Below are 12621 nucleotides of genomic sequence, written 5' to 3'. Positions count from 1 at the left end.
TACAAAAATAAGGCAAAAGATGATGAAACTAATTATAAAAAATATTTTTCTAGCAAGTATTGCATTTTTAATTTGTGCTTGTGAAAAAAAAGAAGTACCTAAAATGCAACAAGGACCAATACCTGTGAGCATCATGAAAGCAAAATCTGAAAATTTACCTCTTAGTTTCACTTATCCAGCAAAACTTGTAAGTGACTATGATGTAGTGTTAAAGCCTCAAGTAAGTGGAGTAATATTAAAAAAATATTTTCAAGCAGGCGACAGAGTTAAAGAAGGTCAGAAATTATTTCTTATTGAACCTGATAAATTTGAAGCAAATGTTAATTCTGCACAAGGAAAATTCTTAATGGCAAAAGCTAATTTTGACAATGCTTCGAAAGATTATGAAAGAAATAAAATTTTGTTTTCAAAAAAAGCTATTTCAAAAAAAGAATACGATACTTCTTTAGCAAATTTTAATAGTGCAAAAGCAGAACTTGAAAGCTCAAAAGCTGATTTACAAAACGCTAAAATTGATCTTAACCATACCGAAATTCTTGCACCATTTGACGGAATTGTTAGCGATGCTTTAGTCAATGTGGGAGATTATGTTAATTCTGCAAGTACAGAATTAGTCCGCGTTATAAACCTTAATCCAATTTATGCAGAATTTTATATTTCTGATACAGATAAACTAAATATTATGCGAAATACTCAAAGCGGAAAATGGGATCTTGAAAATATCTACGCTACTTTAAATTTAAACGGAGATCAAGTCAAAGGAAGGCTTTATTTTATTGATTCAGTGATAAATGCAGATAGCGGGACTGTTAAAGCTAAAGCTATTTTTGATAACAACAATTCTAGCCTTTTACCAGGAGCCTTTGCTACAATCACTTCTGAAGGATTTATTCAAAAAAATGGCTTTAAAGTGCCACAAAGTGCGATTAAGCAAGACCAAAATGAAGTGTATGTTTATACCATAGTCAATAACAAGGTTACAAAAAATCCAATTCACATCAGCTATCAAAACAATGAATACGCTATTATCGACTCTGGACTTAAAAATGATGATAAAATTATTTTAGATAATTTCAAAAAAATTCACCTTGGTTCTGAAGTTCAAGAAATTGGGAGTAAATAATGTTTTCTAAATTTTTTATAGAAAGACCAATATTTGCCTCTGTTGTTGCTATTATCATTTCAATTTCTGGAGTCATAGGTTTAATTAATTTACCCGTAGAACAATACCCAGCATTAACTCCTCCTACAGTTCAAGTAACGGCAAGCTATACCGGTGCAGACGCTCAAACAATAGCCTCAACTGTTGCAACCCCTATTGAAGATGCAATCAATGGTGTTGACAATATGATTTATATGGATTCTACGAGTTCTACGGGTCAAATGAAACTCACCGTTTATTTTGATATAGGAACCGACCCTGATCAAGCAACTGTAAATGTAAATAATAGAATTTCAGCAGCAACTGCGAAACTCCCAGAAGCAGTTAAAAAACTTGGGGTAACCGTTAGAAAATCTTCTTCTTCAATCCTTGAAGTTATTTCTATTTATTCAGATGATAATTCAATGAGCGATGTGGATATTTTTAACTATACCACTTTAAACATTTTAGATGAATTAAAAAGAATTCCTGGAGTTGGAGACGCTAGCGCTATAGGTGGTAAAAATTATTCTATGAGAATTTGGCTAAAGCCTGATTTATTAAACAAATTTAACATAACTGCCAATGATGTTATTAATGCTATTAATGAGCAAAATGCTCAATACGCAACAGGAAAAATTGGCGAAGAGCCTGTTGTTAATAAATCTGCTCAAGTTCTTTCTATAACGATGCAAGGAAGACTTTCTACTCCTAAAGAATTTGAAAATATCATTTTAAGAACCAATAAAGATGGATCTTTCTTAAGAATTAAAGATGTAGCAAATGTGGAAATAGGGTCTCAAGAATATAGCTCAACCGGACGTTTAGGTGTCAAACCAGCCGTTCCAATTATGATTAATTTACAATCAGGTGCTAATGCGGTTAACACTGCAAAATTAATTAATCAAAGACTTGAAGAACTTTCCAAAAATTTTCCTCAAGGTTTAAAATATAAAGTTCCTTTTGATACAACAATTTTCGTCAAAGCTTCTATTAAAGAAGTAATAAAAACTTTTGCCGAAGCTTTAATTTTAGTTCTTATTGTTATGTATCTTTTCTTGAAAAATTTCAAATCAACCCTTATTCCAATGATTGCTGTTCCTGTTTCACTATTGGGAACTTTTGCTGTGCTTTATTTACTTGGTTTTAGTATCAATCTTTTAACTCTTTTTGCCCTTGTTTTGGCTATAGGTATTGTCGTTGATGATGCGATTATAGTGGTTGAAAATATTGATAGAATTATACATTCTAATCCTGATATTTCGATCAAAGATGCAGCCATTCAAGCCATGCGTGAAGTAAGTTCTCCAGTTATTTCTATCGTTCTTGTTTTATGTGCTGTTTTTATTCCTGTATCATTTATTTCAGGATTCGTAGGAGAAATTCAAAAACAATTTGCCCTAACCTTGGCCGCTTCTGTTACTATTTCAGGATTTGTTGCACTCACACTAACTCCTTCATTATCTGCAATTTTTTTAACAAGAAATGAATCAAAACCTTTCTATTTTGTTCAAAAATTTAATGATTTTTTTGACTGGAGCACTTCTGTATTTAGTGCTGGTGTAGCTTATATGCTAAAACGCACTATTCGTTTTGTTCTTATTTTTTGTATTATGTTAGGAGCGATTTTTTATTTATATAAAATTGTACCAAGTTCTCTTGTTCCAAGTGAAGATCAAGGTGTTATTATGAGTATTATCAATTTACCTGCTGGATCTCCTATACATAAAACTATACAAGAAGTAGAAAATATGAATAAAGACATCTATAAAATAGATGATGTAGAATCAGCTGTTTCTCTTGTAGGTTTTGATCTTTTCACAAGTTCTCTAAAAGAAAATGCTGCAGCAACATTTTTAAAATTAAAAGATTGGAGTGAAAGAAAATTAAATTCTGATCAAATCATTGGTATGTTATTTGGAAAATATGCAAATGATAGAAATGCTCAAAGTTATTTCCTTAATCTTCCTGCAATTCCTGGACTTAGCTTAACAGGTGGCTTTGAGATGTATGTTCAAAATAAAAGCGGAAAAACTTATGATCAAATTCAACAAGATGTTAATAAATTATTAGAAGTAGCAAGAAAAAGAAAAGAATTATCTAATGTAAGAACAACACTTGATACTAATTTTCCACAATATAAACTTATTATTGATCGAGATAAAATGAAATATTTCAATCTCAATATGCAAGATGTTTTTAATACGATTAATGCAACAATAGGGACATATTACGTTAATGATTTTCCTATGTTGGGAAAAAATTTTCAAGTTAATATCCGAGCTTTAGGAGATTTTAGAAATACCCAAGATGCATTAAGAAATATCTTTGTAAGATCAAGTGATGGAAAAATGATACCTCTTAACTCATTTTTAACCCTTTCTAGAAGTGCTGGACCTGATGACGTTAAAAGATTTAATCTTTTTCCAGCTGCTCTTATACAAGGAGATCCTGCATCGGGTTATTCTTCTGGGCAAGCCATTGAAGCGATCTCAGCTGTTGCTAAAGAAACTTTAGGGAGTGATTATTCAATTGCTTGGTCGGGATCAGCTTATCAAGAAGTTAATTCTAAAGGAACTGGATTATATGCTTTTATTTTAGGAATGGTTTTTGTATTTTTAATCCTAGCAGCTCAATATGAAAGATGGCTTATTCCACTTGCTGTTGTTACTGCTGTTCCTTTTGCAGCATTTGGCTCTTTTCTTTTGATAGCTCTTTCAGGATTTGAAAACGATATATATTTTCAAACTGGACTTTTGCTTTTAATTGGACTTTCTGCAAAAAATGCAATTTTAATTATTGAATTTGCCATGGAAGAACATCTTAAAAAAGGAAAAAGTGTTTTTGATGCTGCTATTAGTGCTGCAAAATTAAGATTTAGACCTATTGTTATGACTTCATTAGCCTTTACCTTTGGTGTTTTACCAATGATTTTTGCCCATGGAGCAGGAAGCGCTGCTCGTCATGCTTTAGGAACAGGTCTTATAGGTGGAATGATCGCTGCTTCAACTTTAGCGATTTTCTTTGTTCCATTATTTTTCTATCTTTTAGAAAATCTAAGTATTTGGATTAATAAAAAAAGAGGTAAGATCCATGAATAAGATTATTTCAATAAGTATTATTACAAGTCTTGGATTATTGATTTCAGCCTGCTCTTTAAGCCCAAATTTAAATACTCCCGAAGCAAATTATACCTTTATTGATAACAAACAAGAAAATAATAACAGCATTGATCAAAAATGGTGGGAAGAATTTCAAGATGAATATTTAAATAAGCTTGTTGATTTAGCCCTTAAAAACAATTCCGATTTAAAAATTGCTTATATACATTTAAAACAAGCTAGCGCACAATTAGGGATCGATTTTAGTGATTTGTTACCAAAATTTGATGCAAGCGCAAATGCCTCAAGAAGTAAAACTCCAATAAATGCACCAACAAATAAAAGCGGTCAATTTAATTATGGCAATGACTTTAAAATGGGGTTAAATTTAAGCTATGAAATTGATCTTTGGGGTAAGTACCGAGATTCTTATAGGGCAAGTAAAGCTTCTTTTCGAGCAAGTAAATATGATTATGAAGCAGCAAGACTTTCTATTATTTCAAATACAGTTCAAACTTACTTTAATCTCGTAAATGCTTATGAAAATGAAAATGCTTTAAAACAAGCTTATGAAGCAGCACAAGAAATTTATCGCATCAATAATGAAAAATTTTTAGCAGGAACTACTGGAGAATATGAATTATCTCAGGCTAAAGCTAATCTTGAAAGTATTTCTTTACAATACAATCAAGCAAAGCTTAACAAAGAAAACTATCTTAAAGCTTTAAAAATATTAACCTCTAATGATTTAAACAATATACTTTATCAAGATCAAGAATATCAAACTTTTAATCTTAAAGAGTTCGATATTCCAACTGGAATCACTAGTGAAATTTTATTGCAACGTCCTGATATTAGTTCTTCTTTGGAAAAACTCATGCAAAAAAATTACCTTATAGGAGTTGCTCGTTCAGCTTTTTTACCTAGCCTTTCTTTAACTGGACTTTTAGGTTTTGAAAGTAACGATTTAGATACTTTGGTAAAAAATGGCTCTAAAACTTGGAATATAGGTGGAAGTTTCCTAATGCCTATTTTTCACTGGGGTGAAATAAATGAAAATGTTAATTTAGCCAAATTAAACAAAGATGAAGCCTTTATAAACTATGAAAATACTCTAAAAACAGCATTTGGAGAAATTCGATACGCTTTAATTTCTAGAAAAAATATACGCTTACAATACGATAATGCTTTATCAAGTGAACAAGCCTATAAAAGAATTTATGAAATTGCTAAAGAGCGTTATGATATAGGAGAAATGTCTTTACAAGATTATTTGGAAGCTCGAAAAAATTGGCTCAACTCTCAAATCAATTTTAACAATACAAAATACTCTTATGCTAACTCTATCGTAGATGTTATCAAAGCCTTTGGTGGTGGATTTGATCAACAAGATGAAAATTCTTGGGAAAATGCCCAAAAAGAAGAGTTTCAAAATTTAGAAAATTCTTTAAAATAAAAATGCATGATTTAGAAATCTTTTTCTAAATCAGCACTTGTGATTTTATAAGCCTTGTAAATAGCTGGCAATATTTTCCTTATTGCGTAATCATAATGATAAAATCGTTTATACATCTCTTGGGCATTTAAATCTTTTGCGTTTTTAAAGTCAAAAACTTCAGTATTTTTCAATTTGTCAATATTTTCATCAAAAAAAGAATAAAATTCCGATCTTTTTTTAAATAAAGCATTTAAATTCTCGATAATTTCTGATTTTTCCATAATATAATATCCTTTTAAAATTATTTTATTAAAATATAAAGAATTTACCATTAATTTAGTAAAAATTTGATAAACTTTTTCCTCTTACTTTAATATTTAGGTTTATTCGATGAATTTGTTTCAAAATTTAGCTTTAAAATATTCTCATATGATGATGGAAAAGTCTTTAGAAAAAGGTTTTAATGTTGAGCTTTTAAAAGAACCAAAAGAAAAGATCCCGAAAAATGATAAAACTTATATGCTTTACGCTCATATACCTTTTTGTCATACTTTTTGTCCTTATTGCAGTTTTCATAAATATTATTATGATGAAGAATTGGCTAAAATTTATTTTGAAAATCTGAAAAAAGAAATACTCTTAATTAAAGAAAAAGGGTTTAATTTTACCTCTATGTATGTTGGTGGCGGTACAACCCTTATCCATGAAGAAGAATTATTAAAAACCTTGGAACTTTGTAAAAAAATTTTTGATATTAAAGAAATTTCTTGCGAAACAGATCCAAATCATATAAAGCCCGAAAAACTTTCCATGTTTAAAGGTGTAATCGATAGATTAAGCTGTGGAGTTCAAAGCTTTAATGATGATATTTTGAAAAAAGTAGCAAGATATAACAAATTTGGCTCTTCTCAAATGCTTCAAGAAAAAATTTCAAAAGCTATGAATATTTTACCTATTTTTAGTATAGATTTAATCTTTAATCTCCCAGGACAAACAACAGAACAACTCTTAAATGATTTAACAATAGCCAAAAGTTTAACTCCTCAGCAAATTACAACCTATCCTTTAATGAAATCAGGATTAACCAAAGATAATATAGCTAGAAGCTTAGGTGTAAGCGCTCAAGATAATGAATTTAAATTTTATCAAATTATACGAGACTTTTTTAAAGATTATCAGCAAAATAACGGCTGGAGTTTTTCTTTAGAAAAAAATACATTCAATGATGAATATGTAAGCTCGCATCATGAATATTTAGGAGTTGGCAGCGGTGCTTTTAGCTTTTTAGACGGAGAGCTTTTAATCAATGCTTTTGACTTAAATGATTATTCTAAACTTATAAAAGAAAAACAAAATGCAAATATCGCAAAGGCTAATTTTAGTAAAAAAGAGATCATAAAATATGTCTTTTTAACTGAAATTTTCGCAGGAAAGATTGATATTAAACGCTTCAATAAAACTCTTAATTGTGATCTTGAAAAAGAGCTTTTTGTTGAACTTTTAGGTCTTAAAATGAGTGGGGCTATCAAAAAAGAAGGTGATTTTTTAACTACAAGTAAATTTGGTCAATATCTTTTTGTTGTTTTGATGAAAGATTTTTACACTGGAATGGATCTTGTTCGTGCGGTCTTTAGAGACAATAAACGCATTAAAAATAGAAACTTTATTGATATTATGAAAGAAGATGTTAATCCGCTTGAGCCTGCTAGTATGGAGATCAAAGCGAATTAAAAAAATTAAAATGGGCGAACGACTATCATTAAAGCAATGATAATAAACATAATTGTAGGAAATTCATTATAAACTCTAAAGTATTTTCCACTTTTTGTATAAATATCTTTAGATAAGGCTTTTAAACAAAAATAATTATGTATATGAAAAAGGATTAAAAGCGTTACACAGGTAAGTTTTACATGCATATAAGCCGCTCCCTCCATTAAAATTTCTTTATGAGCATGCAGCATTAAACTTCCAGTAATTAAAGTCACAATCATTGCAGGATTTTGTATGGCAAAATAGAGTTTTCTCTCTTGAATTTTTACCACATCAGTAAAACCTTTATTTTCTTTATGTTCCACATGATATACAAAAAGCCTTGGCAAATAAAAAAGTCCAGCCATCCAAGAAACAAAAGCTAGATAATGCACCCATTTGATCCAAAAATAATACTCATTAATCCATTCTGTCATTTTTACTCCTTCTTTTTATAAAAATTTCTTGTATAAAAATCAATGCAACACTAATATTTATCATAATATCTGCTACATTAAAAATAGCAAAATTAAACCATTTATGCCAAAAAAACATATCCACAACTCCACCATGCACGAAACGATCTAAAAGATTTGAACACCCAGAACCTAACATTATTCCAAAAGCTATAACATGTTCTTTTAAAAATTTTTTTTGCCAAAAAAGATAAATTACAAGTATCAATATAAATGCCAAATGAAAATATTTTAAATAATGATCTAAAAAACTAAGCATTGAAAATGCAATACCAGTATTTAAAGTAAAAGTTAAATCAAAATATTCACTTTGCCACCTCATCCCTCCTAAGGTCAATTGCTTAATCCATTGATCTAGGACAAATACTGCTATAAAACAAGAGATAAATTTTAAATTTTTATTCATTTAAAGCTTTCTTGAAAAAATTAACAACATTATTCATTTCTTTTTCTAAAACTTTATTGTCTTTATTTTCTAGCAAAAGTCTGATTAAATTTTCAGTTCCAGAATAACGAAATAAATAATTGATATTTTTATTTTTCAAATCTTTTTTTAATTCTTTTAAACCTTTAATTTTTTCTAAATCTTTTTTTTCAGAAATTTTCAAATTCGTTAAAAGTTGTGGATAAGGCTTAATTTGACTTAAAATAGCACTCGCACTTTTTTTCTTTGAAAGCATTAATGCACTAAATTGCAAGGCGGCTATAAGTCCATCTCCTGTTTTAGCATAATCACCAAAAATAATATGCCCGCTTTGTTCTCCACCAAAATTTCCACTGATGGCTTTTAGTTTTTCAAGTACATATTTATCCCCAACATTGCAAGTTTCAAGTGAAATTTCATGCTTATTTAAAAATTCTTTCAACGCTCCATTACTCATAATAGTTGCAACAACGCTTGATTTTAACTTGCCTTGCTCTTTTAAATAAAGAGCTAAAACACCTAATAAACTATCACCATGCGCCACTTCACCTTTTTCATTCACTACCACCAAACGATCAGCATCTCCATCGAAAGCAAAACCAACATCTGCACGAAATTTTATCACTTCAGATGCTAAATTTGAAGGGTGTAAAGCTCCGCAATTTTCATTGATATTAAGTCCATTTGGTTGATCATTGATCACAATAACTTCTGCCCCAAGCTCTCTAAATACAGTTGGTGCTACCTTATAAGAAGCTCCATGCGCCACATCTAAAACAACACGTAATGATTTTAAAGTTAAATCTTTAGGGAAAGAATTTTTAATTGAAACAATATAACGTCCTATAACATCATCGATTCTTTTAGCTTGTCCTATTTGATCCATACTCACTTTAGAATCTTGTATAAGCTTGTCATTAAAATAAATTTCTTCGATTTTTCTTTCAACATCTTCATTAAGCTTATTTCCATGCGCGTCAAAAAATTTAATACCATTATCATAATAAGGATTATGAGAAGCTGAGATCATTATACCCGCATCACAACGCATATCTTCTGTCAAAAAAGCAATAGCAGGGGTTGGCATAGGTCCTATTTCAATGACATTATATCCTATGGAAGTCAAACCTGACACAATAGCATTTTCTATCATATAGCCACTTCGTCTAGTATCTTTACCTACTAAAATATTATTTGTAATACTTTTATCTTTAAAATAAATTCCAGCAGCCATAGCTAAACGCATCGCTAAAAAACTATCTAAAAATTCTCCAGCTTTTGCTCTTACGCCATCTGTTCCAAAAAGTTTCATTTGCGTCCTTTTTTGATAGTATTGCTTTAAATTATAACAAAAAATAAAGTCTGAAAAACTAATAGACTTAAAAAAATCTATTAGTTTAGAATTAGAATTGAGGTAGCGGTGTTTTTTCAGTAGAAGCTGGAAGCTGAGGATAAACTATTTTAGGTTTAACACCTGTTAAAGATTTTAAAAATGTTTCAATGCTTTTCGCATCTTTATTAGAAATATTAATTCCAAGTTGCACACTTCCCATTTCTTTAATAGCATCAGTTAGCTTCCAAATCGCACCATTGTGAAAATAAGGGGCTGTTTCGGCTACATTTCTTAAAGTTGGAGTTTTAACCATTCCATTTGCATCCCCTTTAAAATCACCTAAATTAGAAAATTTATATTTTCCAGCCACTTGAAAAGGTTGCATATTTCCACCCAAATTCACTCCATTATGACAAGCTACACATCCTTTATCTATAAAAAGTCTTAAACCTTTTTTCTCATCACTACTCAAAGCTTTTTCATCGCCATTTAAGAAAGCGTCGAAACGTGATGGAGTGATCAAAGTTCTTTCAAAATTTGCTATCGCATCAGCTATATTATCAAAACTAACACCACTTTTGCCATAAATTTCTTTAAATTCTTTCACATATTCAGGTAAAGATGAAATTTTTTCAACAGCTAATTTTGCAGGAGTAGCCATTTCCGGTTCTGATTGTATAGGGCCTTTAGCTTGATCTGCTAAATTTTTTGCACGACCGTCCCAAAATTGCACATTATTTAAAAATGCATTATAAACAGTTGGGGAATTTAAATGATGAGGATTCTCTTTCCATCTATTTCCTATAGCAGTTGAAACCCCATCTGCACCTCCTAAACCTAAATTATGACAAGTATTACATGAAATAATACCACTTTTTGAAAGTCTAGGTTCAAAATAAAGTTTTTTACCAAGTTCAACTTTTCTAAGATCAAATTGACTTGCTTTTACCCCATTTGATTTTAAAATTTCCTCAACGCCTTTTTGATCCTTTGGCAAAGGTTTTAAACCGGAATTTTTGGCTTCATCGATTAGATTCATTGCACTTAGACTTGAAGCAACAAAGATTGCTGTAAACAATAAAGTTCTCATCTTTACTCCTTTATGGAATTAAAAATTTAAATTTATTAATTTATTTTAATAAATTATGAATCAATAATATTCTTTTAATACTTAAATAAGAATAAAAAATATTAATACATATTTTTTATTCTTAGCTAGACTTATTTATTTTTTTTATCTATAATATTTTTTTGCAAACAACCTAAAAATAATATTATGAGGTTTATAACAGTGGAAAATTTAATCATTTATGCCATAGCTTATTGTCTAGGCGCAATTCCTTTTGGCTTAATTTTGGCAAAAAAATTTGCAAATATAAACATTAAAAACCAAGGATCAAAAAATATAGGAGCAACCAATGTTTTAAGGGTTGTAAAAGAATACAATCCTGCTTTAGCTAAAAAACTTGCTATTGCAACAGTGACTTTAGACTTTACAAAAGCAGCATTGCCTTTACTTATATTAAAATTTTTAAATTATGATTTAAATGTGCTTTGGAGTGTTGCCGTATTAGCCGTATTTGGACATTGTTATTCTATTTATTTATTATTTGAAGGAGGAAAAGGCGTTGCTACAGGTGCTGGAGCGATGATTGTACTTTTACCTTTAGAAGTTATAACAGCTTTTATTGTTTGGTTTATCGTAGGTAAAATTTTTAAAATTTCTTCTTTAGCATCTTTGTTGGCTTTGGCAACTTTCATTGGAAGTTCTTTTATTTTTAATTATAATATGGAAATTATCAATACTCACGCACCTGTGTTTATCATAGCTTTTCTAATTTTTTATAAACATATTCCAAATATTTATAGATTGATTTTCAAAAAAGAATGCAAAGTTATATAAGTGTAAAAATCCATTTTAAATGTATTATCGGAATTTTAGACTTTGAACGCAAAAAAAAACAAAAAATTTGCGTTAAATTAAAAGCTAAAGCAAATGATTTTTTAGACTATGCAAAGGTTTCCAAAAAAATCAAAAAAATATATAAAAAAGAAAAATTTTTTACCCTAGAAGAATCTTTAGAATTTGTAAGCGAAAAACTTCATTCTAAATTTCCTCAAATCTCTTATTTAAAAATAGCAACTTTTAAACCCAAAATAATAAAAAATAGCAAAGTTGGAGTAAAATTAAAAAAAAGATATTAAAATTTTTTTAAAGATATCTAAACATTTACTTAAACTGTGTTATAATTTTTTAAAATTTTCTTATTACGAAGGATAAAAAATGAGAATTTTAGTTATAGAAGATGAAATTAGCCTTAATAAGTCTATTATAGATAAACTTAATGATTTCGGCTATCAAACTGATTCATCGGAAAATTTTAAAGATGGGGAATATTATATTGGAATAAGACATTATGATTTGGTATTAGCAAGCTGGAATTTATCCGATGGTGATGGTGTAGAACTTATCAATATCATAAAACAAAAATCTCCTAGAACTTCAATAGTTATCATATCTTCAAAAATCGATAAAGAAACAGAAATAAAAGCCCTTAAAGCAGGTGCTGATGATTTCATAAAAAAACCTTTAGATTTTGATGTTTTATTAGCAAGAATTGAAGCAAGATTAAGACTTGGTGGAACAAATGTGATTAAAATTGAAGATCTTATCATTGATCCAGATGAAGAGAAAATCACCTATAAAGATCAAGATATAGAACTTAAAGGAAAACCTTTTGAAGTTTTAACTCATTTAGCTAGACATTCAGATCAAATCGTATCTAAAGAACAACTTTTAGATGCTATTTGGGAAGAACCTGAGCTTGTAACCCCAAATGTTATCGAAGTAGCCATTAATCAAATTCGTCAAAAAATGGATAAACCTTTAAACATTTCTACTATTGAAACGGTTCGCAGAAGAGGATATCGTTTCTGCTTTCCTAAAAAATCTTAA

12 protein-coding genes are annotated in these 12621 nt (G+C 29.5%); 7 read left to right on the top strand and 5 right to left on the bottom strand.

Features of this window, described 5'->3' with window-relative positions:
• The first annotated feature begins 22 nt into the window (after positions 1-22).
• The 3 genes from H2277_RS01790 to H2277_RS01780 are packed head-to-tail and all read left to right on the top strand — an operon-like array spanning position 23 to position 5698.
• Positions 23-1123, top strand: coding sequence for an efflux RND transporter periplasmic adaptor subunit (locus tag H2277_RS01790; protein WP_337200694.1), 1101 nt, complete (start codon positions 23-25; stop codon positions 1121-1123).
• Complete coding sequence (locus H2277_RS01785) at positions 1123-4242, top strand: multidrug efflux RND transporter permease subunit (RefSeq protein ID WP_337200693.1); 3120 nt, start codon at positions 1123-1125, stop codon at positions 4240-4242. The genes H2277_RS01790 and H2277_RS01785 overlap by 1 nt, the downstream gene beginning before the upstream one ends.
• Positions 4235-5698, top strand: coding sequence for a TolC family protein (locus H2277_RS01780; RefSeq protein WP_337200692.1), 1464 nt, complete (start codon positions 4235-4237; stop codon positions 5696-5698). The genes H2277_RS01785 and H2277_RS01780 overlap by 8 nt, the downstream gene beginning before the upstream one ends.
• 11 nt (positions 5699-5709) lie before the next feature.
• On the opposite strand, the gene cmeU is transcribed toward H2277_RS01780, so the two are convergent.
• Positions 5710-5961: a CmeU family protein gene (cmeU, locus tag H2277_RS01775; protein WP_337200691.1), complete on the bottom strand. Its 252-nt coding sequence runs from the start codon at positions 5959-5961 to the stop codon at positions 5710-5712.
• Positions 5962-6070: 109 nt separating this feature from the next.
• On the opposite strand from cmeU, the gene H2277_RS01770 reads away from it, so the two are divergent.
• Positions 6071-7411, top strand: a complete 1341-nt coding sequence (locus H2277_RS01770; RefSeq protein WP_337200690.1) for a coproporphyrinogen III oxidase family protein — start codon at positions 6071-6073, stop codon at positions 7409-7411.
• 5 nt (positions 7412-7416) lie between these two features.
• On the opposite strand, the gene hemJ is transcribed toward H2277_RS01770, so the two are convergent.
• From hemJ to H2277_RS01750, 4 genes are all read right to left on the bottom strand, one after another.
• Positions 7417-7869 (bottom strand): protoporphyrinogen oxidase HemJ, encoded by a 453-nt coding sequence (gene hemJ / locus H2277_RS01765; protein ID WP_337200689.1) that lies wholly within the window; start codon positions 7867-7869, stop codon positions 7417-7419.
• Entirely contained in the window at positions 7853-8314 is a 462-nt protein-coding gene (gene lspA / locus H2277_RS01760) for a signal peptidase II (protein WP_337200688.1), read from the bottom strand. Before lspA ends, hemJ begins: the two co-directional genes overlap by 17 nt.
• The gene (gene glmM, locus H2277_RS01755; protein ID WP_337200687.1) at positions 8307-9644 is read right to left on the bottom strand and encodes a phosphoglucosamine mutase; all 1338 of its coding nucleotides are present in this window, start codon (positions 9642-9644) and stop codon (positions 8307-8309) included. Before glmM ends, lspA begins: the two co-directional genes overlap by 8 nt.
• 91 nt (positions 9645-9735) lie before the next feature.
• Positions 9736-10755: a cytochrome-c peroxidase gene (locus H2277_RS01750; RefSeq protein WP_337200686.1), complete on the bottom strand. Its 1020-nt coding sequence runs from the start codon at positions 10753-10755 to the stop codon at positions 9736-9738.
• 201 nt (positions 10756-10956) lie between these two features.
• Here H2277_RS01750 and plsY point away from each other — a divergent pair, with 201 nt between their 5' ends.
• From plsY to hsrA, 3 genes are all read left to right on the top strand, one after another.
• Positions 10957-11568, top strand: coding sequence for a glycerol-3-phosphate 1-O-acyltransferase PlsY (gene plsY / locus H2277_RS01745; RefSeq protein ID WP_337200685.1), 612 nt, complete (start codon positions 10957-10959; stop codon positions 11566-11568).
• Positions 11553-11870 carry a dihydroneopterin aldolase gene (locus H2277_RS01740; protein WP_337200684.1) on the top strand — a complete coding sequence of 106 codons (318 nt, stop codon included), beginning with the start codon at positions 11553-11555 and terminating at the stop codon, positions 11868-11870. Before plsY ends, H2277_RS01740 begins: the two co-directional genes overlap by 16 nt.
• Before the next feature lie 79 nt (positions 11871-11949).
• Positions 11950-12621: a homeostatic response regulator transcription factor HsrA gene (gene hsrA, locus H2277_RS01735; protein WP_337200683.1), complete on the top strand. Its 672-nt coding sequence runs from the start codon at positions 11950-11952 to the stop codon at positions 12619-12621.

This window comes from Campylobacter sp. W0014, from assembly GCF_020135975.1.
GTDB lineage: Bacteria > Campylobacterota > Campylobacteria > Campylobacterales > Campylobacteraceae > Campylobacter_D.
Note: the sequence above shows the minus strand (reverse complement) of the source record. Positions and strands in the feature narration are given on the sequence as shown.